This is a genomic window from Paraburkholderia sp. (assembly GCF_047605525.1).
Taxonomy (GTDB): Bacteria; Pseudomonadota; Gammaproteobacteria; order Burkholderiales; family Burkholderiaceae; genus Paraburkholderia.
In genome coordinates this window covers 108,293-132,089 of the sequence record NZ_JASGFN010000016.1, presented here as the reverse complement: position 1 = coordinate 132,089, position 23,797 = coordinate 108,293, and the positions used below count along the sequence as shown (strand labels likewise).

Genomic DNA, 23,797 nt, shown 5'->3' with positions numbered 1-23,797 from the left:
GCGGTAGGTGTGGGCGGTCAATCGAAGAGAACGCAGTCTTCGCTGCGGAAATGGGCAAAGGTCGTGCCGCCAGCGGTGAGGTGGGCCGGGTCGGCGAGCGCGTTGTTCTGCAGATGCGCGATCAGCGGATCGCCGTGCTCGGTCGTCGCGCGCACCTCGAGCGTCGCGCCCATATAGACGAGCGACGATACGACAATCGGCACGCAATGGGCGTGAGCGACCGGTGCGCGCCCGAGCGCGAGCCGCTCGGGACGCAGGCCGATCACGCGCGCGGCCGGGTGCTCATCGCGCAGCGTGCCGAGCGCGATCGGCGTGCCGCGCCGCGTGACGAACCGGCCGTCCTGATCGAACCCGCCTTCGAAGAAATTCATCTTGCCGAGAAAATCCGCGACGAAGTGATTGGCCGGCCGCTCGTACAGCGCGTCGGCGGTGCCGATCTGCTGGACCCGGCCGTCGTGCATCACCGCGAGCCGATCGGCGATCGTCAGCGCTTCTTCCTGGTCGTGCGTGACGAAGATCGTCGTCAGACCGAGCCGCTGCTGCAGCGCGCGGATTTCGTCGCGGACCTCGACGCGTAGCTTCGCGTCGAGATTCGACAGCGGCTCGTCGAGCAGGAACACTTCGGGCCGGACCGCGAGCGCGCGCGCGATCGCGACCCGCTGCTGCTGGCCGCCCGAGAGCTGGCGCGGATAACGATCGCGCAACTGGGTCATGCGCACCATGTCGAGCGCTTCGCGGATTCGTGCGTCACGCTCGGCGGTCTGCAGCTTGCGCATCTTCAGCCCGAACTCGACGTTTTGCGCGACCGTCATGTGCGGAAACAGCGCGTAGCGCTGGAACACCATTCCGGTATTGCGACGATCGGGCGGCAATGACGTGACGTCGCGTCCGCCGATCTCGATCGAGCCGCCGCTCGGCTCGACGAAGCCGGCGATCATGCGCAGCGTGGTGGTCTTGCCGCAGCCGCTCGGGCCGAGGAACGCGACCATTTCGCCATCGGCGATACCGAGCGAGAAGTCGGCGACCGCGACGGCGTTGCCGAATTGCTTGCGAAGATTGCGGAGCGCGACCTGTGCCATGTGAGCGGACTCTAGAGAACCTGACTGAGCTTGACGAAGCGGTCGGTGATGAGCATCACGATGCCGAGCAGAACGATCTGCACCGAGGACACCGCGGCGATGGTGGGATCGAGATTGAACTCGAGATATTCGAGGATCGCAATCGGCAGCGTCGTATGGCCGGGGCCGACCAGCGGCAGCGCGAGTTCGAGGTTTTCGAACGAGATGATGAAACTGAACAGCGCGGACGCGACGATCGCGGGCCGCAGCATCGGCAGCGTGACGCGCCAGAAGGTCTGCCAGGCGCTCGCGCCGAGATTGCGCGCGGCTTCCTCGACACTCGTGTCGAGCCCGCCGAGCGCGGCCGAGACGAGCCGCATCGTCCATGGGATCGTCAGGCACACGTGCGCGAGCAGCAGGCCGCCGAAGGTGCCGACGAGGTCGATGTTCAGCAGGTCTTCCGCGCGAAGATAAAACAAATAGATGGCGATGCCGGCGACGATTCCGGGCACGACGAGCGGCGCGAGCAGCAGCAGATTGATGAGCGCCGCGCCCCGCGTGCGGCGGCGCGAGATGCCGAGTGCGGCGGCGACCCCGACACTCACGCCAATCAGCGCGGCAAGCACCGCGAGTTGCAGGCTGAACACGAAACCGTTCGCGAACGACGCATTGCGCCATGCGTTCATGTACCACGAGGCGGTATAGCCCGATGGCGGGAACGTGAAGATCGCGTCCTTGAAGAAGCTGAGCCAGATGACGAACACGAGCGGGCTCAGAATGAACAGGTAGACGAGCACGACCAGCGTTCGGGCGGCGAACGCCGGCAATTTCCGGCCCGTGGTCCGAAGATCCCGGGCGGACAATGCAGCGATGCCTCCAGGTGACAGAATGCCCAACTTCAACGAACCCATTTGCTTCTCCCGTGCAGCAAAACCGTGATTCTATGGACAGACTGTAACGACTATCACGTACAGCCCACTGTACGTGATTCAGTATATTGCGTCAAGCAACCGGCGAGCGTGTCAGGGTTTCCCGCATGGCGCTTGCTGGAGCGTCAACTTTCCGCGATCAGCATAGGAGGAGATAACAGGCTCGCGGCGCGTTTGAGTTCGTTTATGACGTCGTTTCGCTGCTGGGGCGCGTCATCGGGCGCAAACATCGAGGCGCCGATCGCCAAGGCAGTCCGACTGCTTCTGCAAGGCTGAATGACCACCGCGAGTCCCACAACGTTCGAAAACACCTCGCCCTCATCCAGGGCGTAACCTCTCTCACGTACCTTCGCGAGCTTTTTATGGAGTGCCGATAGCGAGGCCACCGACTTGTCAGTGAAGCGGGGCCAGGCTTCGAGATCGGCATAGAGCGTATCGATCTCGGCAGGCGGTATAAGGGAGAGCAGCGCGTTTCCCACCGCCGTGACAGAGGCAGGGAAGCGGTCGCCTATGCTCGCTGACATCCGCATCGGGCTGTGCCCTTCGTGGCGCGCCAGATACAGTACATCGCGTCCGTCCAGCATGGCGATCTGCAATAGCTGTTTACCTAGCACTGCGGATTCAGAGCAGATTCGGTAAAACTCCCTTACCTGGTCGAACGACCTCAGGTAGGCGCCCCCGAGTTCCACGGTGCGGCGACCGAGCGTGTAACCGAGCTCCTGCCGCTGGATGAGGCCACCGGCCTCCAGCGCCAGGCAGAAATTCAATACTGACGACTTGGCGATTCCAAGAGAAACGGCAATTTCCGTCAGGCTTTGCGGTGCGCCACGTGCAGCCAGGAGATTCAATATGGCAACGGCCCGGGTCACCGCTGGCGCGGCCCCGCGGTCCATGCCGCCTGGCGCCGCCACGACGCTTTCCATTTTCGTTTGACTCGACACTGACGCTCCTTTCGGTTTCCGTGAGTCCATCCGCCGCCCCGCCAAAAATCGAGAGTAAACCAGATCTGCTGTTCGTTTACAACGTCAACGCAGTCCGGATTGGCTGGCTCCCCGTCGCTGCCCCTGCGAGCTTGGCGGGTTATTGACTCAATATACTGAATCACGTACAGTATATTGTACTGGATGACGTAGTTGCAGTCTGTCTCGGAATCATGGTTTTGCTAACTGCAAGGGAGAAGCAAATGGGTTCGTTGAAATGGGGCATTCTGGCACCCGGCGGCATCGCAGCATTGTTTGCGCAGGATCTTCAGTCCGCAGGACGGACATTGCTGGCGGTCGGATCGCGCAGTCAGGAGAGGGCGGATCAATTTGCCGCCAGGTACGGCGCGGCACGGGCGTATGGGAGCTACGAAGCTCTGGTGGAGGACCCCGATATCGAGGCGGTCTATATTGCTTCGCCGCATTCCGAGCATGCGGCGCATGCCGAGCTGGCATTGCGTCATGGCAAGCACGTGCTGCTGGAAAAGCCGTTCACGCTGACCGGAGTGCATGCTCGCCGGGTCCGCGACGTGGCGCGCGAGACGGGACTGTTCGCCATGGAGGCGATGCGTACCCGCTTCATGCCGCACACCGTCCGTATTCATGAACTGATCAAGGAAGGCGCGCTGGGCGAGATCAAGGCGTTTATTGCCGATCACTATCAGAGCCTCAACACCGACCCGGTCGGGCGGCTGTGGAATCCCGCGCTGGGTGGCGGCGCGCTGCTGGACCTGGGCATTTATCCCGTATCTTTCGCGTCCGATATCATGGGGACACCGAAGGACATCACCGCCGTGGCGACGATGACTTCGACCGGCGTGGATCTGTCGACTTCGATGATCTTCAAGTACGACAACGGTGCCATCGCCAGTCTGCAGACGGCCATGAACGCGCGCGGGCCCAACCAGGCAACGATCATCGGTGAGAAGGCTCGCATCGAAGTCGGGTCCGTGTTCTACAAGTCCTCGAAATTCAAGCTCATCAACGGCAAGGACGAGGTCATCGAGGACTTCTCCGAGCCCTATCCGTTCTGGGGCAAGCAGTATGAGGCCCAGGAGGTCGAGCGCTGCATTGCTGCCGGCCTCACCGAAAGTCCGCGTATGACCCTCGACGAATCCGTCGCAATCGCCGAAACCATGGACAAGGTCAGAGAGAAAATCGGTCTCAAATATCCGGCTGAAGCGTAGAGATGAATCCTGGAATTGCACCGGCGATGACCATGGAAAATGAACTTTCGCTTGCGCTACCCAGCCTTTGGGGTGACAAGGACCGACCGCATACTGCGCGCGAATGGGAGTATGCGCGAAAGCCGGAACTGATCGAACTCTATTCCTCGCAGGTGTATGGACGCACGCCCGAGGGCGGGGGCGTAACCGGCATTGAGGTAATGTCCCGGAACGGGAGAGCCTTGAACGGTCTCGCGACGATGACGCAACTAAGGATCACTCTGAGCGGCCCCCGCAAATCGAAGACCGCGGTTCTACTGCTATATACGCCGAACAGCGCGACGGCATCCTCTCCCGCTCCGGTCTTTGTCGGGCTCAACTTCATGGGGAATCATTCGACGACCTCGGACCCCACGATCGAAGTCATCCCGGGTTTTGCAAGTGCGGCGGGGTGGGAGACCGCTGCGGCAGAGCGGGCCGCACAAGCGCGCCGTTGGCCTGTAGGCATTGCACTTGAGCGTGGCTATGCGGTCGCCACGATGCATTGTGCGGACCTGGAAGAGGACGGGCCGGGACTCGCTGCCGGCGGCGTGCGCGGTCTCTTCAACAGCGAGGCGGAACTCGCGTCCCCCACGCCGGACATGTGGGGGGCCATCGGCGCCTGGGCTTGGGGCCTTTCGCGAATTCTCGACGTGCTGGCGACGATACCGGAAATCGACGCAACCGCGGCGATCGTGCATGGCCATTCGCGCCTGGGCAAGACGGCCCTCTGGGCCGCGGCGCAGGACCCCCGTTTTGCGGCGGCCATCAGCAACAATTCCGGTTGCGTGGGCGCATCGCTATTCCGTCATGCTTCGGGCGAGACGATTTCGATGATTACCGAGACGTTCCCGCACTGGTTTGCGAAGAACCTCAATGCCTATGCCGACGATCTGGAAGCGCTGCCTGTCGATCAGCATCATCTGCTGGCATTGATCGCACCCCGGCCCGTGCATGTCAGCAGCGCGACGTTGGATGCCCATGCGGATCCGCGCGGCGAGTTCCTGTCGACCGTGTATGCCAGTCCCGTGATGGAGCTATACGGCTATCACGGCACGCTGCCCCGCGACAAGGCACAGGCCGGATCGGATGTGTCCTGGCAGACCGCGGTCGAGTTGCCCACCCCGGAGCCGGGTAGCCGGGTCGGCGAGCGCTTGTCCTTCCATATGCGTGAGGGCGTTCATGACGTCCTCGCCGAGGATTGGAGGCACTTTGCCGACTTTGCCGATGCAAACGTGCTGTCGTAGCCGCGCGCAAAAGTTCGTGATCGACATGAAGGTCCGGAGAGAAGAGGCGTCCGAATGATTATCCGATATGCGCTTTTCGAGGGGCAGGTTTACCCCGATCAAATGGCCGCGTTTCAGCGCGCGGTGATCGAGGAAGTCCTGCCTCTTTGGAAGAAATTTCCCCACGCGAATGCGGTGCGCGTGAGTTTTGCCCGGTCTCGCGACCCGGGCGCCCAGGAATTTCCGATGATTCTGGCGGTGACCTATCCGAACCTCGAAGCCGTCGACATGGCACTTGGGAGTCCCGTGCGAATCGAGGCGCGGGCCGCAACCGAAAAGGTGTTGTCGCGCTTCTTTACCGGCAAGGTACATCACCACGTTATGGATGCCGAGGAGCAGGAGCTGTAATCGCTATCGCAACAACGTTGCGAGCAATCATATTGTTGTGACTTTGCCGGAGCATATTGTGGCCTTCGAAAGTTTTGACCTCAGCAACCGTTGGGCGCTGATCACTGGGTCGAGTCAGGGTATCGGGTTTGCACTGGCGCGCGGGTTGGCCGAGCATGGCGCGTCGGTTGTTCTGAACGGCCGTGACCGGGCGAAACTCGATGCCGCGGCGAGCGCGTTGCGGGAGACCGGCGCAACGATAGCCGTCGCCGACTTTGACGTAACAGACGCGGACAAGGTGAAGCGTGGCGTGGATGCGATCGAGGCAGAGATCGGCCCGATCGAGATCCTCGTCAACAATGCCGGCATGCAGTACCGCTCTCCGCTAGAGGATTTTCCGGTTGAGCGTTGGGAACAACTGCTGCGGACGAATGTATCGAGCGCCTTCTATGTCGGACAGGCGGTGGCCAGGCATATGATCGCGCGCGGCCGGGGCAAGATCATCAACATCGCCTCGGTACAGAGCGAACTTGCCCGTCCCGGCATCGCCCCCTATACGGCGACCAAGGGCGCGGTGAAGAATCTGACGCAAGGCATGTGCACGGATTGGGCCAAGTATGGCTTGCAGATCAACGCGATCGCTCCCGGCTATTTCAAGACGCCGTTGAACCAGGCGCTGGTCGACAGTGCCGAGTTCTCGTCCTGGCTGGAAAAGCGTACGCCCGCAGGCCGCTGGGGTGACGTCGAGGAACTGGTCGGCGCGGCGGTGTTCCTGTCGGGTAAAGCCTCTTCCTTCGTCAATGGACATACGCTTTATGTCGACGGGGGCATCACCGTCAGCCTCTGAGACGCGATGCCGCGACGCTCGACGTCGAGCAAACGCTGGTGGCCATCGTTGCGATGGCTACGAAGTTTTAGCCGCGTGCAAGCGCCATGGGGCCAGGCACACTCACCAGAGGAAACAATGAGCAAACCCGACATCCTGCTGATGGGACCCTATCCGGAATGGGACCTCGTAGAGCTCGACGAGCGATACACCGTCCACAAGCTCTACGAGGCGCAGGACCGCGACGCCTTCCTGAAACAGCATGCGGCAAGCATCCGCGCCATCGCCACGCGCGGGGAGCTTGGCGCATCGCGTGCTGTGATCGAGGCGCTTCCGAAGCTCGAGGTCATCGCCGTCTATGGTGTCGGTTATGACGCCGTCGATCTCGCGGCCTGCCAGGAACGAGGCATCCGCGTCACCAATACGCCCGACGTGTTGACCAATGACGTCGCCGATCTCGGCATCGGGATGATGCTTTGCCAGTCGCGCGGCATGATCGGTGCCGAGCGCTGGGTAAAGGACGGCAGTTGGACCGCAAAGGGGCTTTATCCGCTGAAGCGCCAGGTCTGGGGCCGTAGCGCCGGCGTACTCGGGCTGGGCCGCGTCGGCTTCGAGGTGACCAAGCGCCTCAGGGGCTTCGATATGGACGTCGCCTACAGTGATGTCGCCGAGAAGCCCTATGCCGGGGGGATGACCTATGTCGCCGATCCGGTGAAGCTTGCGGAGCGTTCGGACTTCCTGTTCGTTACGCTGGCGGCCTCGGCGGCCACGCGTCATATCGTCTCGAAGCAGGTCATCGCGGCTCTGGGTCCGGAGGGAATGCTGATCAATATCTCGCGAGCATCCAATGTCGACGAGGCGGCCCTGCTCGATGCACTGGAAAACGGTGCGCTGGGATCAGCGGCGCTCGACGTCTTCGACGGCGAGCCGCAGCTCAATCCACGCTTTCTGTCGCTCGAGAACGTGCTGGTGCAGCCGCATCACGCATCGGGCACGATCGAAACCCGCAAGGCGATGGGCAAGTTGGTGCGCGACAATCTCGCCGCCCATTTTGCCGGCATCGCACTGCCCACTCCCGTTATTTGAGAGAAAGCCCATGAAAGCCGTCGTCATCCATGCCGCCAAGGATCTGCGCATCGAGGAGCGCGAGGCTGAAAGCCTCGGTCCCGGTCAGGTGGAGGTCGCCGTCGGGGCGGGGGGCATCTGTGGCTCCGACCTGCATTACTACAATCATGGCGGGTTTGGCACGGTGCGCGTCCGCGAGCCGATGATCCTCGGTCACGAAGTTGCCGGCACGGTCCGGGCCCTGGGCGAGGGGGTCGTGGGCCTGGCGATCGGCGATCGCGTGGCGGTTTCGCCGAGCCGCCCCTGCAACGCCTGCGAATACTGCTTGAAGGGGCAGCAGAACCATTGCCTCAACATGCGCTTCTACGGCTCCGCCATGCCGATGCCGCATATCCAGGGCGCGTTCAGCCAGCACCTCGTCGCCGAACAGTGGCAATGCCACAAGATAGCGAAAGGCGTATCGATCGAGGAAGCAGCGATGGCCGAGCCGTTCGCGGTGGCGCTGCATGCGGTCGCACGCTCCGGTGCGCTGACGGGCAAGCGGGTGCTTGTCAGCGGCTGCGGGCCGATCGGCGCGCTGGCGATCATCGCCGCTCGCGCCCACGGCGCCCGCGAGATCGTCGCCACCGATGTCATGGATGCCGTCCTTGACAAGGCGCTCGCAATTGGCGCCGACCGGGCGATCAACGTGGCGAGCCACCCCGAAGCGCTTTCTGCCTATGCGGCCAACAAGGGATACTTCGACGTGCAGTTCGAGGCCTCCGGAAACGAACGTGCCGTTCGCTTCGGTCTCGAAGCGCTCAAACCGCGCGCCACGCTGGTGCAGCTCGGCCTCGGCGGCGACGTCTCGATCCCTCAGAACATGATCGTCTCCAAAGAGATCGAGATGAAGGGCACGTTCCGCTTTCACGAGGAATTCGGCCTCGCGGTCGATCTCATCAACCAGCGCCGCGTCGATCTCAAACCGTTACTGACCGCCACCTTCCCGCTCGAAGATGTCGTCGAGGCGTTTAAAGTCGCCGGTGACAGGAGTAAATCGATGAAGATCCATCTGGCGTTTTAGCGTCTTCGATCGATCGAACTGCGGTAGAAAACATTCGCCACCCTGCGTGTTGCATTTTGACGACGGATTCGGTTACAACTGCGGATCGTTGCATTTTTCGTTGTATTTGCAGGATCGAATTGGGGACGAACCTTTGTTCGGCAGGGCGGGCAGCGGCGCTTTGGAACCCCTCAGCACCACCAGTTTCGAAATTCGCCGTTGTCCAAAGTAGTCTGAAAAAGTTGCTTGCAGTCTCTGAAACCCGCGTGGCTATTGGCTCCGCGGGTTTTTTGTTGCCTGTGGGCGGTACAGGCGCGTCCAAGGGCGGCTATTAGAAAGAACCGCACTTTTATCGTTGTATTTCCCGAGGTATGTTGTATCCGTTGTCAGCCCCAGACACGAAATGAACGGCACGGCTTCCGTGCTACTACTGGCCGCATCCTCATTCGTGAGCGCCAGGGCGACGACGACGAAGTCGTTGAACGACCTCTGGCGCATGGCAGTGAGGATGGCTTCCGGATACCATGTTTTCCCGGCGACCGAAGGCATTCGATTCAGCAACGTTTGCTCTCTGGTCCGACACGGCTACGCTGGAAAAATGCCGGGCAACGATCCGGCTTCGCATCACAGGAAACACCATGAGTACGTTTAGCGTGCAAAGTCTGACGCGCAGGGTCGATCTCTTCACCCTGCGGCTGTTCCTTACCGTGGTGGACGAGCGTCAGATCCGGCGCGCAGCCATTCGTGAGAACATCGCGGCGTCCGCGGCCACGAAGCGTGTGCAGGACCTTGAGAGTGTCGCCGGAGTTCAACTGTTCGAGCGCGTTTCGAATGGCGTAGTCCCCAGTGCGGCCGGTGAAGTTCTGGCGAAGTATTTGCGCCAGTTGTTCGATAACCTCGAGGACATGCGGCGAGAACTTTCCGAATTCTCGCAAGGAGTGCGCGGGCATGTATCGATCGGCGCGACGGGTGCCACGATCATCCAGTATCTGGCCCGCGAGTTCGGTCAATTCACACGCGATTTTCCGCTCGTCGAACTGGACGTGATACAGGACGCCAATATCAACGTCGTTCGGGCCGTCGTATCCGGTAGTCTCGATCTCGGCGTCTATATCATGACTCCGGATCTCAATGACGAACCCCTCGACAGTTTTCCATATCGTACCGATCGGCTCGTGGCCGTCGTGCCGCTCGGGAACTCGCTGGCTGAACAGATGGAGGTCGGAATAGCCGACCTGATTACCCAGCCCTTTATTGCAATGCCGCCGCACACGACGCTGATGTCAGACGTGAATCGGGCCGCGTCGACAATCGATAAAGCAGTACAGGCGAGGTTCACGGTGAGTCATCCCGACGTCGCGCGCAGCCTGGTGGGGGCGGGCCTGGGGATTACCGTTTTGCCGGAGTGCCTGGTGCCGGTTGATACCGCCGCCCAATCAGTCGCGTTACGCATCAACGAGCCGTGGGCAATACGCGCGGTGCGCCTCGGAACTCGCCGCGGCAAGGCAATGACCGCGGCCACCCGTGCGTTGATTCATCAACTCACCGAGCAACCTGAAAATGCATCGTCCACAAACGGTGGTTTCGGGAACAATTGACGCCGCAGAGCCGATTCGCATCGTTATGAGATTTAAGGCGACGGCTCGCTCATTTGATTTGCCGCTGGAAAAACGCAATCGTTGCGCCGAGCAATGCCAGTACGATCATCACCTGAAACCCGTCCAGTACGCTCATGAAATTTGCCTGGTGCGCAGCTAGGCGAGCGAGCTCCGCCAGCGCGAGATTTCGCGCATCTCCGGAATCGTGTCCCGACGCCGTGAACGCGTGCGTCATCGCCTCGAGCGTGTTCTGGAAAACCGGGTTGTAGGGGCTTGCGAATTCAGTCAGCCGGGTTTCGTGGAGTGCCATGCGATGTTGCTCCAGGATCAGAACGGATGCGGTCGACAATGAATAGGAAAGCTGCTTGACGATATTCTTGAAGCGGTAGCCATGTGTGAATTCATCGTTCGAGAAGATCTGCAGAGCGACGCTGGCTGTAGGCAGCGCGATGAACATGAGCAGGAAGCCTCGTATCACGAGCGGCGGCAGCAGCCACGACATGCCGACGTCCGGCGGCAGAAGCACGAACCACATGCTGACGAACGCCGCCATCAGGAATCCCGGCACGATGAGCCATTTCTTGTGCGTGATGCGCTGCGAGTAGCGAAAGTAGGCGAACGCCATTGCGATGGACGAGAACGACGTAAACCCGAGCAGCCGCCCCGTGTTCTCGACCGGATAACCGAGCCCGCCTATTAACAGGCGAGAGACCAGGAAACCGATCGCGTTCGTGATGAAGTAGTAGAAAGCGTACAGCACGATGCCGACCCGATAGCGTCCCTCGCGCAGCGCATTCAGGCGTACAAGCGGTCGCGGATGGTGCCATTGCTGCCATGCGAACCAACCGAGCGCAAGCAGGCCGATTCCGGTCTGGAGCAGTAGCAGCGGTGAGGTCGTGAACAACTCGAAGTGGACCTGCTGCGTGACGATCTGAAGGGCGCCGAGCGCGGATGCAAAGACGAAGTAAGGCCACAAATGAGCCGCGCTGCGGGCTTCGGGTCGACGCTTGCCGATGTGCGGCACGAGCAGGAATGCGAGCATTCCCAGCAACGTTCCGGCGACCGTCGAGCACGTGAAGAGCGCGCGCCAGTCGAAATGCGCGACGAGATAGCCGCCGGTTATCGGCGCCAGCGCGCTGGCGAGAAGGATCATCGTGAGGAAGATCCGCGTGGCCGGTGCACGCTCCTGTGGAGTGAGACCCGTCTGCAGCAGAATGCGGCACGTGCCGAGCATCGGCCCGATAAAGTATCCCTGAAAGCCGCGCGCTATCGAAAGCTCGAGCGCCGACTCGCTCAGCGATGATGCGAGCGAGCCCACGGCGAACATCAGCAGGCAAACGGTGAGATAACGACGAAATCCAAGCCGTTCGATCAGCCACTGTTGCTGAACGATACCGAGCACGGATGCCGTAGCGTAGGCTGTGGATGACCAGACGAGTTCGTCGGACGACGCGTTGATGCCACCGGCAATGTAACTTGTGAAGAACGAAAAGATCGTGTTGTCGAAGTAGTCGATGCCGACGGCCAGGGCGATCACCCACGGGAACAGATCTTTACGCAGATGCCTGAGCGTCAGGATGCGCAGGCGGGAATTCGTCAGCTTCACCAATGGGTCCTTCGGTACACGCCGCGTTCCGTGCATTGAAACGCCTAGTGGCAACTTTCTTTGTGCAGCCATCCTATGGACGCGTACCGGGCATCGCAAGTCGTATTTCGCGAATCCCCAAGTTCCGGATTGCGTATGCGTTTGCGCAACGGTATGGGATACATGCGACCTCGATGCTTTGCAAGCATCGTTTCAGAGACGCACAACTGGCACTCCGCGAAAAACGGATGCCAGTGTTCAAAGGCCATTGACGTGATAGTTGAACGCCGACACGGCGGTGCCGAAATTGTCGGCGACCGATAACAGCACGCTGCCCGGTATGCCGACTCAGTGCCCGAACGGAATGAGAAAATCGGGTGTCAATTCATCGAACGGGAAGCCCAGAGAGTCCAACGGTCTTTTTCAACGATCGGTCCGTTGTCCGGCAGTCTCGTCTGGATATAAGCAATCAGCTTCTGCAGTTCGCTGTCGCTGAGTTCATGCAGGATCGAGCGGCCGGTGCGCGCCGCGAGATCCCGCGCAAGTTCGTCGAAACCTCCATAGGTCTTGCGTGTTTCCCAGACGGTGCGTGTGGTGATCTGCGTGAAGCCTGCTTTACGCAGGGCATTCTCGACCGTGACGGATTCCGGCCGGCGGCCTCGTTCGATTTCCAGCAATCGCGGAAAACACTCGAAGAAATAGCCTCGCAGATGTTCAGTCGATGCAGCGGCCTCGACGTCGGCGGGGGTACGATCCTGGATCAGGAATAGGCCGCCCGGCGCGAGAAGACGTTTTGCTTCAGCGAAACAGCCTTCATAGCTGTCCAGATGGTGGATCAGCGCCCGCTCGAAAACGACGTCCACGCAGTCTGCCGGCAGTCCGGTCGCGCATGCATCCCCCTGGCTGATCGAAGCCTGCGGGTAATCCTTCAGGCGCGCCTTCGCCGCCGCGACCATCTGCGCCGAAAAATCGATACCAAAAACAGCTTGTGCACCCAGATTGAGCCACGCCTCGGAGTAAATTCCGCCTCCGCAGCCTACGTCGGCGATTCGTCGATCGTCCGGTTCGACTAGTTGCGTGACGGCTTGCACCCAGTCCGCGCTGGCATCCCGGCTATCGTAGGTATGGCGGTTCAGTTTGCTGTGGAAATCGATCGACATTTCAACTTCCTCGTTCATTGACCGCTGTATGGTACGGCGCAAGAAAGGAGATATAAAATATCTTATAAATACCGTAAGCAGACGTTTTATATATCTATGGGATATTCAATCGATGGAACTCCGGCACTTGCGTTACTTCGTCGCCGTTGCCGAGGAAGAGCACATGACCCGGGCTGCTGCTCAACTCGGCATTCAGCAGCCGCCGCTGAGCCAGCAGATACGCGATCTGGAACGGGAGCTCGGCGTCGAGCTCTTTGACCGCACGCCGCGCAGCATCAAATTGAACGCAACTGGCAGCGTCTTTCTCGACGATGCAAGAGCGCTCCTCGCGCTGGCTGATGAAGCGAAGATACGTGCACGACAAACGGCACGCGGGGAACTCGGTCATATCGTCGTCGGATATACCAGCTCTGCATCGCTACACGAATACGTCCCGCAAATCATTCGTGCGTTTCGTGCCCGCTATCCGCTTATCAGGCTGGACGTGCGGGAAAACACGACACGTGATCTGCTCGATGCTGTAGCCGATAAAAAAATCGATGTCGCGTTCGTCAGATCGTCGACGTTGCATCGTCCAGAGCTGCTGAACATTCTCCTGTGCGAGGAACCGATGGTGGTTGCGATGCCGGTCGATCACCCGCTCGCCTCAGGCTCGACTCCGCTCTCTCTCGGCACGTTGGCGAATGAGTCTTTCGTCCTGTATCTAAGGGGTGATGGACCGGGCATTCAGGACGTCCTGATTCCCGCATGCCGCAAGGCTGGTTTTACGCCGCACATCGTCGAATCGGTGTCGCGCCTGCTTTCGGCCGTGACGATGGTTGCCGCGGGACGCGGAATCTCGATCGTGCCGGAAGTGCTGCAATCGGTTCATCAGTCGAGTGTCGCCTATCGCGCGCTCGACGCTCAATCGAGCTTTAGCGTGCCATTAAGCCTGGTTTGCCCGCTGGTGCGAGAGGACTCGCCGGTGGGCCGGTTCGTCGCCATTGCAAAATCGCTGCGTTCCGGTGACGCGGCAAGCAAGCGTCGCACGGACTGCATCGGCTAACAGCGCAGTCGGTTCTTCGCAGATTCGTCAGGATAGGGCCATTCTGGCCGACGGCGTTACACTCGACCGCTTCTTTACAGATGGCTTCCGGATCGGCTGGCTGGGAAGATATCGGTTGCCAAGTTGCGGCATCTGCGGCAAAATTTCGCGTTGCTGTATTTTTCGTGGTATCCGCGAACGACAACAGTGTTTCAGCAGCGAACGTAGTAAAAAGCGCAGTATAAGGAGTGGTAGTTCAGTCGGTTAGAATACCGGCCTGTCACGCCGGGGGTCGCGGGTTCGAGTCCCGTCCACTCCGCCAGTATCCACGAAAGGCGAACTCCGGTTCGCCTTTTTTATTGCCCGCTGTTGTAAGATCGGGCGTTCTGTTTTTGGCACCCCTTACGCATGCTCGATTTTTTCCGCAATCACCAGCGCCTGATGATGTTCATGCTCATCCTCGTCATTTTGCCGGGGTTGGGTTTCGTGGGTATTCAGGGTTTCCGCGGCTTCTTTGACGAAAGCGCCAACGTCGCGAGCGTCAACGGTCACAAGATCACCCGCGCGGAGTACGACGACGCGATGCGTCAGCAACTCGACCGCGCGCGTCAGATGCTCGGCGCGCAGTTCGACATGAAGACGTTCGATACGCCGGAGCATCGCCGCGAAATGCTCGACGGCATGATCGAGCAGCGTGTGCTGGCCGACGAAACGCAACGCCTGCATCTGACGGCTTCGGACGACGCGGTGCGCCGTGCACTGATGGCCGATCCGGTGATCTCGTCGCTGAAGAATCCCGACGGTTCGATCGACCTCGATCGATACAAGCAGTTGCTTGCGATGCAGGGCATGACGCCCGATCAGTACGACGAGCGCGTGCGCTACAGCCTCGCGATGCAGCAGTTGCCCGCGAGCATTCAGGCGAGCGCGTTCACGTCGAAGACGCTCGCGCAGCATCTGACCGAACTCGCCGATCAGCAGCGTGAAGTGCAGGGCATCGCGTTCCATCCGCGCGACTATGCGGCGAAGATCCAGCCGACCGACGCGCAACTGAAGGCCTACTACGACGCGCATAGCAATGACTTCGCGACGCCGGCTACCGCGATGATCCAGTATGTCGTGATGTCGCCGGCTACGCTGGGCGCATCGATCCAGCCGGGCGACGCGGACCTCAAGAAGTACTACGACGACAACATTGCCCACTTTCGCACCGACGGTGAAGTGCGCGCCAGCCATATCCTGATCGCGGCGCCGAAGGATGCGAGCGCGGCCGACAAGGCCAAGGCGAAGCAGAAGGCCGAGGAATTGCTCGCGCAGGTCAAGGCGCATCCGGACCAGTTCGCGCAGATCGCTCAACAGAATTCGCAGGATCCGGGCTCGGCGGCGAAGGGCGGCGATCTCGGCTACTTCGGCCGCGGCATGATCGCGGGCGGCCCGGCATTCGACGACGCTGTGTTCGCGCTGAAGAAGGACGAAATCAGCGGCATCGTGCAGACCGATTTCGGTTTCCATATCATCAAGGTCACCGATGTGAAGCCGGCGGTCACGAGGCCGTTCGACGAAGTGAAAGACCAGATCGCGAAAGACCTGAAGACGCAACTCGCCACCAAGGCGTTCACCGACGACTCGGAAGGCTTCACGTCGCTCGTCTATGAAAAGGCGAAGAGCCTGCAACCGGCGGCGGACAAGTACAAGTTGCAGGTGCAGACCGCGACGGTCACGCAGCAGCCGGATCCGAAGCTGCCGCCCGACAGCCCGCTGAACAACGCGAAGTTTCTCGCGGCGGTGTTCGCGAACGACTCGGTGTCGGCGCACAACAATACGCAGGCGATCGATGTCGGCAGCAACACGCTGATCTCGGCGCGCGTGACCGACTACAAGCCCGCCGCGGTGCCGGCGTTCGACGTGGTGAAGGACGCGGTGCGCCAGAAGGTGATCGCCGCGCAGTCGAACGAAGCCGCGCACAAGGACGGTATCGCGCAACTGGCCGCATTCGAGAAGTCGAAGACGACGGCCGGTTTCTCGTCGCCGCTGAAGGTCTCGCGCAACGATTCGCAGGGCGTGCCGCCCGCCGCGCTGAGCGCAATCTACAAGGTGGATGCGCAAAAATTGCCGGCCTATGTCGGTGTCGATCTCGGCGACGACGGTTACGCGATTTATCGTGTGCACCAGGTCGTGGCCGGCACGGCGGTCGATCCGCATCGTCTTGACGCGGCGCAGCAGCAGATCGCGCAGGTCGACGCGCAGTCGCAGGTGGAAGCCTTCGTGAAGGCGCTCCGCGAGCGTTCGAGCGTGAAATTCTACGGCGCGCCCGATAGCGCCGCGCAGACGGTCGACCAGTAAGCATTACCTGCCAGATGAAAAAAAGCCCCGCGACGCGGGGCTTTTTTCATTTGGCGATCAACATGAGATTGGCCAACGCTCCATTACAGACATCCGCTGATCGCGCTGGTGGCCTCGCTGCCGCCGGCGCCGTTCGAGCGGAAGCCGACCCACGTACCCTTGCCGCTATACGACGGACGTACCACCGCGGCGGCGCCGTTAGGCGGCTGCTGGCCCGGCACGTAGACGTCCATGGCCTGGTCGTTCGCGAGGGTGTTTTGCGAGACTACCTGCTGTTGCGACGCGTCCGCCCATTTTTGCGCGATGCAGCGGCCGACGGCGGCCGGTGGTTGCTGGCTCTGACCAACGGATTGGACGCCGGCAGGCGGTTGAGCGGCGCAGGCCGAGAGGGCTACAGTCAAAGCGATTAACGGTAAATATTTCACGTTATCTCCTCAGAAGTCGCTCAGGAATGAGCCGGGTGCACGGGATTGCGAAAACATCTTACAGCTTCGGCGATCCGTGTTCCCCTGGTTCCGGAAACAAGTTGTTAGCAGGCTTTTCAGTGCGGCGAACTTGTGCGAAGGAGTGGCTTGACAGCTGGCCACACGTTGTCCAGTAGCACGGGCTGTGCCTGCTCGGTCGGATGGATCTGATCCGCCTGGAACATGTCCGGTTTGTCCGCGATGCCGGCGAGCAGAAACGGTACGAGCGGCACATGAAATTCCTTCGACAACTGCCCGTAGAGACCGTGGAACTTTTGCGTATAGTCGGGGCCGTAATTCGTCGGTACGTACATACCGACGAGCACGACCTTCGCGTGGCCCTGCTGGGCCTGTTCGATGATCGTGCGCAGGTTGTCCTCGGTCGTGGACAGCGGCACGCCGCGCAACGCATCGTTGGCGCCGAGCTCGACGATCACGATGCGCGGCTTCAGCCGTTGCATCAACGTGGGCAGGCGCGCCCGTCCGCCGCTTGTCGTGTCGCCGCTGATGCTGGCATTCGCGACGCTATAATCGATGCGCTCAGCGGCCAGACGCTGACGCATCAACGCTACCCAGCCCGTATCGCGGGGCAGGCCGTATTCGGCGGAGATGCTGTCGCCGAGCACGACGATTACCGGCTTCGCGGCTTCCGGCGCATTGGCCGCATGCGCCGCCAACGGCAACGAAACCAGCGCGGCGGCCATCATGGCCGCGCCGAATGCCGCGGCCAACGCCGCGGCGCGAGGGGCGATGGCGCGCACTTTCAACCTACGCTTCACCATGCCAAACAGAACTGATCCAGTCATTGAAGTGCGGGGTTTGTGCAAGAGGGTTAAGGATGCAACGGGCGAACTGACGATTCTCGACGACATCGATCTTGCCATCGATGCCGGCAGTAGCGTGGCGATCGTCGGCGCATCCGGGTCGGGCAAGTCTACGCTGCTCGGCTTGCTCGCGGGATTGGACAGCGCGAGCTCGGGCTCGGTTCGGCTGCTCGGCCGCGAACTCGGCGAATTGAGTGAAGACGAGCGCGCCGCATTGCGCAGCGGCTCGGTCGGTTTCGTGTTTCAGTCGTTTCAATTGATGCCGCATCTGACCGCGCTCGAAAACGTCACGTTGCCGCTCGAGCTGCAAGGCGGCATCGGCACGCGCGAGGCGGCGGCGCGCGCACGGGGTCTGCTGGAGCTGGTCGGGCTCGGCAAGCGCACCAGCCACTATCCGAAGCTGCTGTCGGGCGGCGAGCAGCAGCGCGTCGCGTTGGCCCGTGCGTTCGTTACCCATCCGGCCATTCTGTTTGCCGACGAACCGACCGGCAGCCTCGACGCGGCCACGGGTCACGCGGTGATCGATCTGATGTTCGAGATGAATCGCGCGCATGGCGCGACGCTCGTGCTCGTCACGCACGACATCGAACTTGCGCGCCGTTGCGACACGACGGTGACGATCGAAGCGGGGCGGCTCGCGTGACGAACATGTCGCCGATGCAAAAACAAAGCGGGCCGTAGCAGCCCGCTTTTTTCATGACGGTACACTCGACCCGCGCGAGTCGACCTCAGCGCTTCAGCGCGGCGCGGGCCCGCGCAATCAACGCCGACGTCGACGAATCGTGCTTTTTCGCATCGACGCTCGCCGCCGTCAGATCGGCCTCGACCACCTTGCCCAGGATCTTGCCGAGCTCGACGCCCCATTGATCGAACGGATTGATGTTCCATACCGACGCCTGCACGAGCACCTTGTGTTCGTACAGCGCGATCAGCGCGCCGAGCGAACGCGCGGTGAGCGCGTCGAGCAGCAGCGTAGCGGTCGGCCGGTTGCCGGGGAACACGAGGTGCGGCGCGAGTTCGGGCTTGTCCGGGCCGGCCACCTTCTTCGCCTCTTCGAGCGTGCGGCCGAGCATCAACGCCTCGCTTTGCGCGAAGCAGTTCGCGAGCAGCTTCGGATGATGGCCCGCGAGCGGATGCTCGGGCGTGAGCACCGCGATAAAGTCGATCGGCACGATCGTCGGACCTTGATGCAGCATCTGGAAGAACGCGTGCTGGCCGTTCGTGCCCGGCTCGCCCCAGGTGACCGCCGAGGTCGGATAGTCGACCATCGCGCCGTCGAGCCGCGCCGACTTGCCGTTGCTTTCCATCTCCAGTTGCTGCAGATACGACGGCAGGAAATGCAGCGCTTCCGAATACGGCGCGACCAGATAGCTTTGCGAGCCGAAGAAGTTGCGATACCAGATGCCGATCATGCCCAGCAGCACCGGCAGGTTCTTCTCGAGCGGCGCGTCGCGGAAATGCTGGTCCATCGCATTGGCGCCGGCGAGCAGTTCGTCGAACTGTTGCGGGCCGATCGCGATCATGATCGACAGACCGACGGCCGACCACAGCGAATAGCGGCCGCCGACCCAATCCCACATCTCGAAGACGTTTTCTTTCGCGATGCCGAACTTGACGACCTCGGCCGGGTTGGCCGACACGCCGACGAAGTGCTTCGCGAGCGCGCTTTCCGGACAGCCTTTTGCGATGAACCAGTCGCGCAGCGAGCGCGCGTTGGTCATCGTCTCGAGTGTCGTGAACGTCTTCGACACGATGATCGCGAGTGTCTCTTCCGGATCGATCTGCTGCATCACGTTGTACAGATCGGCGCCGTCGACGTTCGACACGAAGTGCATGGCGATCTCCGGCGTGGCCAGATGATGCAGCGCGTGCACGACCATCTTCGGCCCGAGGTCCGAGCCGCCGATGCCGATATTGACGACGTGGCGAATCCGCTTGCCGGTGTAGCCGGTCCACGCGCCGCTGCGAATCTGCTCGGCGAACGCGGCCATCTTCGCGCGCTCGGCCTGCACTTCGGCGAAGAACGGCGCCTTCGGATCGGTCGCGCGCAACGCCGTGTGCAGCGCGGCGCGGCCTTCGGTCGGGTTGACGACCTCGCCCGCGAACATCGCGTCGCGGCGCTTCTCGACGCCGGCTTCGCGCGCGAGCTGCACGAGCAGTTTCAGGGTTTCGTCGGTGATGCGGTGCTTCGAGAAATCGGCGGCGAGACCGCCGCCCTCGAACGTGAAGCGCTCGGAGCGCGTGGGAGCGGGATCGTTCCCGGGGGCGAACCAGTCGCGCAGATGCGCGTCGCGAATCTTGTCGTAATGCGTCTGCAGCGAGGACCAGGAGGGGAGCGAGTTCTGGGTCATAGCGTCCGTCTAACCAAGGGGCACGAAGAAAGGCGCGCGCGAGGCGCGGCCGAGAAATGATGCGGCGATGCAGTCAGAGCGATGCCGCGCGGCCGGATTCGGGTGGGAGTGCTGGCGAAAACTCGCGACTCTCGCAACTCTCGCGAAGCGCAACGCGGTGTACGCGCCCGCCGAAGTTTCGCCACCACCCGCGATCGATCCGACCTCCGACACGCGGCGCAGACAACCAGTATAGCGGGGATGTATGACAGACGGCAGCGCGTTATGTATCCGTGCGGTATCCGTGCGCATGGGGGTCGGCGCCGCCACATACGCACGATGCGCGCGTTTCACGCGGCCGTCGGCGTATAGGGCGGATAGAACAGCCGGTTGAGCAAGGTTCGCACCATCGGCGCGAGTTCGCCCGCCGTCAGACCGGCGGGGCCGTGACCCTGCGCGGTGAGCGTGTCGGCGGCGAGGCCGTGCAGGTAGACGCCCGCGAGCGCCGCCTCGTAGCGCGGCAGATGTTGCGCGAGCAGCGCGCCGATGATGCCGCCGAGCACGTCGCCGGTGCCGCCCGTCGCGAGCGCGGCGTTGCCGCTCGGATTGATCGCGAGGCGGCCGTCGGGCGCGGCGACGATCGTGCCGACCCCCTTCAGCACCACGATGCTCGCAAAGCGGGCCGCGAGCGCGCGCGCGGCCGCCAGCCGGTCGCGCTGCACGCCGGGCGCGTCGCTGCCGAGCAGACGCGCGGCCTCGAGCGGATGCGGCGTCAGGATGCACGGATCGCCTTGCACGCCGCGCGCGGTCAGTTCGGCGGCGAGCGCGGGGTCTTTCGCGATCAGATTCAGCGCGTCGGCGTCGAACAGTTTCGGCACGTCGAGTTGCAGCACGTCGTGCAGCACGCGCGTCGCGATGTCGCGATGTCCCATGCCGCAGCCGATCGCGAGCGCGTCCATTGCATCGAGCGGCAGCGTGTCGATCGCATGCAGCATCAGTTCGGGATGCGGCGGATCGTAGGGCGGCGCGCCTTCGCCGAGCAGCGCGACGTGGACCTTGCCCGCGCCGGTGTGGAGCGCGGCGCGCGCCGCGAGGATCGGCGCGCCGCACATGCCGGTGTCGCCGCCGACCACCGCGAGGCTGCCGAAGGTGCCCTTGTTGGTCGCGAAATCGCGTGGTGGCATGAAGGCGCCGAAGAGTTCGGGGGCGTTCAGTTGAAGAGCAGGGCGTGGCGTGCCGCCGCCCTCGTTGCCGTCGCCGTTGAGCCCTCTGCTTAGTCCGAGCGGCGCGAGCGTCACGCGGCCGGCGAGATCGCGGCCTTGTGCGGTGAAAAGCCCCGGCTTCGCGCCGATGAACGTGATCGTGTGAGTCGCATGGACCGCTGCTGCGCCGTTGCCGCCGACCACCGCGCCGGTGTCGCTGTCGAGCCCGCTCGGCACGTCGAGGGCGAGCACCGCGCCTTGCGCCGGGCGTGCGTTCGTGCGTTGCGACAGCAGTCGGGCGACCCCCGCGAATACGCCGTCGAGCTCACGCGTGAGACCGATGCCGAACATGCCGTCGACGAGCCAGCCATAGCCGTCGAGCGACGCGGGCGGCGCCGCGTTGACCGGTACGCCCGCGGCGCGCGCGGTATCGCGCGCCCAACGCGCGTCGGCAGGCTTGACGTCGACCGGCATGCAGACTTCGACGGCGATGCCGGCCTTATGCAGTTCCGTCGCGACAACCAGCGCGTCGCCGCCGTTGTTGCCGGGGCCGGCGATCAGCCAGACGCGCTGCTGCGATTTCGTCACCGACGTATCGGCGGCGATCCGCTCGAGCAGCCAGCGCGCGGCCGCGTGGCCGGCACGCGCCATCAGCGTGTGTTCGGGCAACGCGGCGGCCGCCTGCGATTCGGCGACGCGCAGATCGGTCAGCGTGAGCAACGGCAGCGCGCGCGGATGCGAGGCATTCAGGGGATCGATAAGCGTGGGCGGCGTGTTTTCGGCGTCTGTCATGGCGAAACCTGGCGGTTTGCCCGCGCTGAGGCGGGCAGGCTTGGAATCGCTATGGTAGTGCCGATGCGCGCGCGGTGCGCGGCTGTTTCGTCGTGTGTGCGGCGCGGATACGATCGATGGAAATGAGGGGACCGCGGGGCCGCGATTGGCGGAGTAATGGACGGCGAAGCCGGGCCGCCGGATCCGGTCAAAGCCGCGCGAAGATTTACAGAAACCGCTCCGGCCGCAACGCGGCAAGCGTCTCCTGCGCAAGCGCCGGCGTCTCCCCCGAAACCAGCCCGGCAACGAGCTTGCCCGCGCCGCACGCGAGCCCCCAGCCCGCCGGGCCGTGGCCGACGTTGACGAACAGCCGCGGATGCAGCGCATTGCCGATCACCGGCAAACCATCCGGCGACAGCAGCTTCACACCTTCCCACGGCAGCGCCGCCGAAATCCGCGCGGCGCCCGGCATCCAGTCGTGCGTCGCCTGGCCGAGCAGCGCGAGCGCTTCTTTCGTCAGCGCGTCGCCGAGCGGCTTGTCGATCTGGTTCGCACTTTGCAGCACCGCGCCGCCCGCGATCCGCAGCCGGTGGTTCATGCGGCTCACCCCGATCCGCTTGACCGCGTCGACGATTGCCACGTGCGGCGCGCATTCCTCGTGCGCGATCGGCGCGACCAGCGTGTGCAGCCGCAGCGGATGCAGCGGCAACCTGAGCCCCACGCGCTCGAGCAGCGCCAGGCTGCCATGGCCGGCCGCGACGACGACCGTGTCGGCGTGAATCACCTCGACTTCGCGCAAACGGGTCGCGTGCTCGCGCGGCGCCAGTTCGACCGACGCGCGCTGGTTTTCGAGACGGATCCCCGACACTTCGCAGCCCAGCATGAATTGCACGCCGCCCTGGGCATCGAGCACCTGTTTGATCAGCTTCGTGAAGAGCGGACAGTTGGCCGTGCGTTCATGCTCGAAGAGCACGCCGCCGGCGAATTCCGGCTCGGTGGGCACCGCGTGCTCGAATCCCGCGCATTCGGCCGGCGTCATCACATGATGCGGGACCTCGAACCGATGCAGCAGATCGAGCGCCGCCGCGCTCTGTTCCCATTCGTGCGCGCTTCGCACGAGGTAGAGCAGCCCGCTCGCCTGTTCGAATTCGAGACCGAAGCGCGCTTCGGCGTCGGCCATCGCCTCGCGCGACGACTCGATCAGCGGCCGCAGCAGCGCGTACTGGCGGGCGAACGCCTCGGGTTCCTGCAACTCGGCGAGCTGCTTGACGAACTGCCGCGCCGGTCCATTGAAACCGGTCTTCGTGATCACACCGTTTTTTGCGTTGTGGCGGCTCGCCATGAAGGTCGGACCGAACCAGACGTCGAGCGGCGTCGGCAGCACGGTGCCACCTTGCCCGTAGGTCGCGCCTTGCGCGACGGTCGCGTGACGCTCGACGACGCACACGCGGTGGCCCGCCGCGCGCAGGTGATAAGCGGTGGCGACGCCCGCTATCCCGCCGCCAATGACGATGACATCCATGCTCTGATTCGATGTGCCGACGGGCGGCTGACGCGCGCCCGTTGGATGTGGCATGCGGCGCGCCGCCGGACGAGGCTCGGGCCGCGCGCGCCGATCTGGTGAAAGGGCGAATGATAGCAGTCAAACCACCCGCGCGGCGATGCGGCGGGCAGGATGCGGCAGCGCCTGGGCGCGAAAGCGGGGCGCGCGCGACGCCACGAAAAGCCCTCCGGACAGCCCTGCCGAGGCCCGTTGGACGCCCGTTCCCGGGGTATAA

The 23,797-nt window shown here is 62.8% G+C and carries 20 protein-coding genes and 1 tRNA gene; 11 read left to right on the top strand and 10 right to left on the bottom strand.

The annotated features are described in order from the left end of the window. Positions 1 to 17 precede the first annotated feature (17 nt). From QM685_RS22930 to QM685_RS22920, 3 genes are all read right to left on the bottom strand, one after another. Positions 18 to 1,079: an ABC transporter ATP-binding protein gene (locus QM685_RS22930; RefSeq protein WP_415119646.1), complete on the bottom strand. Its 1,062-nt coding sequence runs from the start codon at positions 1,077 to 1,079 to the stop codon at positions 18 to 20. A gap of 11 nt (positions 1,080 to 1,090) precedes the next feature. Further along, a complete protein-coding gene (locus QM685_RS22925) occupies positions 1,091 to 1,969 on the bottom strand; it encodes an ABC transporter permease (protein ID WP_415119644.1) in 879 nt (292 codons plus the stop codon). Positions 1,970 to 2,112: 143 nt separating this feature from the next. After that, positions 2,113 to 2,910, bottom strand: coding sequence for an IclR family transcriptional regulator (locus tag QM685_RS22920; protein ID WP_415119642.1), 798 nt, complete (start codon positions 2,908 to 2,910; stop codon positions 2,113 to 2,115). 260 nt (positions 2,911 to 3,170) lie between these two features. Here QM685_RS22920 and QM685_RS22915 point away from each other — a divergent pair, with 260 nt between their 5' ends. From QM685_RS22915 to QM685_RS22885, 7 genes are all read left to right on the top strand, one after another. Continuing rightward, on the top strand, positions 3,171 to 4,154 hold the full coding sequence (locus QM685_RS22915) for a Gfo/Idh/MocA family protein (protein ID WP_415119640.1): 984 nt from the start codon (positions 3,171 to 3,173) through the stop codon (positions 4,152 to 4,154). A 32-nt stretch (positions 4,155 to 4,186) separates the two neighbouring features. Then, positions 4,187 to 5,419, top strand: a complete 1,233-nt coding sequence (locus tag QM685_RS22910) for a hypothetical protein (RefSeq protein ID WP_415119638.1) — start codon at positions 4,187 to 4,189, stop codon at positions 5,417 to 5,419. Between the two features lie 54 nt (positions 5,420 to 5,473). After that, complete coding sequence (locus tag QM685_RS22905; RefSeq protein WP_415119636.1) at positions 5,474 to 5,806, top strand: hypothetical protein; 333 nt, start codon at positions 5,474 to 5,476, stop codon at positions 5,804 to 5,806. Positions 5,807 to 5,864: 58 nt separating this feature from the next. Then, positions 5,865 to 6,632, top strand: coding sequence for an SDR family oxidoreductase (locus tag QM685_RS22900; RefSeq protein ID WP_415119634.1), 768 nt, complete (start codon positions 5,865 to 5,867; stop codon positions 6,630 to 6,632). Between the two features lie 117 nt (positions 6,633 to 6,749). Further along, on the top strand, positions 6,750 to 7,697 hold the full coding sequence (locus tag QM685_RS22895; RefSeq protein WP_415119632.1) for a 2-hydroxyacid dehydrogenase: 948 nt from the start codon (positions 6,750 to 6,752) through the stop codon (positions 7,695 to 7,697). A gap of 10 nt (positions 7,698 to 7,707) precedes the next feature. Next, positions 7,708 to 8,739 (top strand): L-idonate 5-dehydrogenase, encoded by a 1,032-nt coding sequence (locus tag QM685_RS22890; RefSeq protein ID WP_415119630.1) that lies wholly within the window; start codon positions 7,708 to 7,710, stop codon positions 8,737 to 8,739. 617 nt (positions 8,740 to 9,356) lie between these two features. Next, the gene (locus QM685_RS22885; protein ID WP_415119628.1) at positions 9,357 to 10,316 is read left to right on the top strand and encodes a LysR family transcriptional regulator; all 960 of its coding nucleotides are present in this window, start codon (positions 9,357 to 9,359) and stop codon (positions 10,314 to 10,316) included. 49 nt (positions 10,317 to 10,365) lie between these two features. On the opposite strand, the gene QM685_RS22880 is transcribed toward QM685_RS22885, so the two are convergent. Both QM685_RS22880 and QM685_RS22875 read right to left on the bottom strand, forming a co-directional pair. Continuing rightward, complete coding sequence (locus QM685_RS22880; protein ID WP_415119626.1) at positions 10,366 to 11,922, bottom strand: MFS transporter; 1,557 nt, start codon at positions 11,920 to 11,922, stop codon at positions 10,366 to 10,368. Between the two features lie 359 nt (positions 11,923 to 12,281). After that, complete coding sequence (locus tag QM685_RS22875; RefSeq protein ID WP_415119624.1) at positions 12,282 to 13,061, bottom strand: class I SAM-dependent methyltransferase; 780 nt, start codon at positions 13,059 to 13,061, stop codon at positions 12,282 to 12,284. A gap of 112 nt (positions 13,062 to 13,173) precedes the next feature. Between QM685_RS22875 and QM685_RS22870 the strand changes: the two genes are divergently transcribed. From QM685_RS22870 to QM685_RS22860, 3 genes are all read left to right on the top strand, one after another. Then, positions 13,174 to 14,106, top strand: a complete 933-nt coding sequence (locus tag QM685_RS22870; protein ID WP_415119622.1) for a LysR substrate-binding domain-containing protein — start codon at positions 13,174 to 13,176, stop codon at positions 14,104 to 14,106. A gap of 224 nt (positions 14,107 to 14,330) precedes the next feature. Then, a tRNA-Asp gene (locus QM685_RS22865) sits at positions 14,331 to 14,407 on the top strand. 86 nt (positions 14,408 to 14,493) lie between these two features. Beyond that, positions 14,494 to 16,428, top strand: coding sequence for a SurA N-terminal domain-containing protein (locus QM685_RS22860; protein WP_415119620.1), 1,935 nt, complete (start codon positions 14,494 to 14,496; stop codon positions 16,426 to 16,428). Between the two features lie 83 nt (positions 16,429 to 16,511). Here the strand turns inward: QM685_RS22860 and QM685_RS22855 are convergent, their stop codons facing one another. Continuing rightward, positions 16,512 to 16,853 carry a hypothetical protein gene (locus QM685_RS22855; RefSeq protein WP_415119618.1) on the bottom strand — a complete coding sequence of 114 codons (342 nt, stop codon included), beginning with the start codon at positions 16,851 to 16,853 and terminating at the stop codon, positions 16,512 to 16,514. 116 nt (positions 16,854 to 16,969) lie between these two features. Further along, on the bottom strand, positions 16,970 to 17,674 hold the full coding sequence (locus QM685_RS22850) for an arylesterase (RefSeq protein WP_415119765.1): 705 nt from the start codon (positions 17,672 to 17,674) through the stop codon (positions 16,970 to 16,972). Between QM685_RS22850 and QM685_RS22845 the strand changes: the two genes are divergently transcribed. After that, the gene (locus QM685_RS22845) at positions 17,673 to 18,359 is read left to right on the top strand and encodes an ABC transporter ATP-binding protein (RefSeq protein ID WP_415119616.1); all 687 of its coding nucleotides are present in this window, start codon (positions 17,673 to 17,675) and stop codon (positions 18,357 to 18,359) included. The genes QM685_RS22850 and QM685_RS22845 overlap by 2 nt on opposite strands. 85 nt (positions 18,360 to 18,444) lie before the next feature. Here QM685_RS22845 and pgi read toward each other — a convergent pair whose 3' ends face one another. From pgi to QM685_RS22830, 3 genes are all read right to left on the bottom strand, one after another. Further along, entirely contained in the window at positions 18,445 to 20,067 is a 1,623-nt protein-coding gene (gene pgi / locus QM685_RS22840) for a glucose-6-phosphate isomerase (protein ID WP_415119614.1), read from the bottom strand. A gap of 329 nt (positions 20,068 to 20,396) precedes the next feature. Further along, positions 20,397 to 22,040 carry an NAD(P)H-hydrate dehydratase gene (locus tag QM685_RS22835; protein WP_415119612.1) on the bottom strand — a complete coding sequence of 548 codons (1,644 nt, stop codon included), beginning with the start codon at positions 22,038 to 22,040 and terminating at the stop codon, positions 20,397 to 20,399. A gap of 205 nt (positions 22,041 to 22,245) precedes the next feature. Continuing rightward, positions 22,246 to 23,541, bottom strand: coding sequence for an FAD-dependent oxidoreductase (locus QM685_RS22830; RefSeq protein ID WP_415119763.1), 1,296 nt, complete (start codon positions 23,539 to 23,541; stop codon positions 22,246 to 22,248). Positions 23,542 to 23,797: the final 256 nt, after the last annotated feature.

Excerpts from the sequence above, each read along its gene's own strand:
- QM685_RS22845 (WP_415119616.1), top strand. The coding sequence starts at position 17,673 with ATGCCAAACAGAACTGATCCAGTCATTGAAGTGCGGGGTTTGTGCAAG.
- pgi (WP_415119614.1), bottom strand. The coding sequence starts at position 20,067 with ATGACCCAGAACTCGCTCCCCTCCTGGTCCTCGCTGCAGACGCATTAC.
- QM685_RS22890 (WP_415119630.1), top strand. The coding sequence starts at position 7,708 with ATGAAAGCCGTCGTCATCCATGCCGCCAAGGATCTGCGCATCGAGGAG.
- QM685_RS22895 (WP_415119632.1), top strand. The coding sequence starts at position 6,750 with ATGAGCAAACCCGACATCCTGCTGATGGGACCCTATCCGGAATGGGAC.
- QM685_RS22910 (WP_415119638.1), top strand. The coding sequence starts at position 4,187 with ATGGAAAATGAACTTTCGCTTGCGCTACCCAGCCTTTGGGGTGACAAG.
- QM685_RS22870 (WP_415119622.1), top strand. The coding sequence starts at position 13,174 with ATGGAACTCCGGCACTTGCGTTACTTCGTCGCCGTTGCCGAGGAAGAG.
- QM685_RS22915 (WP_415119640.1), top strand. The coding sequence starts at position 3,171 with ATGGGTTCGTTGAAATGGGGCATTCTGGCACCCGGCGGCATCGCAGCA.
- QM685_RS22905 (WP_415119636.1), top strand. The coding sequence starts at position 5,474 with ATGATTATCCGATATGCGCTTTTCGAGGGGCAGGTTTACCCCGATCAA.
- QM685_RS22925 (WP_415119644.1), bottom strand. The coding sequence starts at position 1,969 with ATGGGTTCGTTGAAGTTGGGCATTCTGTCACCTGGAGGCATCGCTGCA.
- QM685_RS22920 (WP_415119642.1), bottom strand. The coding sequence starts at position 2,910 with ATGGAAAGCGTCGTGGCGGCGCCAGGCGGCATGGACCGCGGGGCCGCG.
- QM685_RS22885 (WP_415119628.1), top strand. The coding sequence starts at position 9,357 with ATGAGTACGTTTAGCGTGCAAAGTCTGACGCGCAGGGTCGATCTCTTC.
- QM685_RS22875 (WP_415119624.1), bottom strand. The coding sequence starts at position 13,061 with ATGTCGATCGATTTCCACAGCAAACTGAACCGCCATACCTACGATAGC.
- QM685_RS22835 (WP_415119612.1), bottom strand. The coding sequence starts at position 22,040 with ATGACAGACGCCGAAAACACGCCGCCCACGCTTATCGATCCCCTGAAT.
- QM685_RS22830 (WP_415119763.1), bottom strand. The coding sequence starts at position 23,541 with ATGGATGTCATCGTCATTGGCGGCGGGATAGCGGGCGTCGCCACCGCT.
- QM685_RS22850 (WP_415119765.1), bottom strand. The coding sequence starts at position 17,674 with ATGGTGAAGCGTAGGTTGAAAGTGCGCGCCATCGCCCCTCGCGCCGCG.
- QM685_RS22860 (WP_415119620.1), top strand. The coding sequence starts at position 14,494 with ATGCTCGATTTTTTCCGCAATCACCAGCGCCTGATGATGTTCATGCTC.
- QM685_RS22930 (WP_415119646.1), bottom strand. The coding sequence starts at position 1,079 with ATGGCACAGGTCGCGCTCCGCAATCTTCGCAAGCAATTCGGCAACGCC.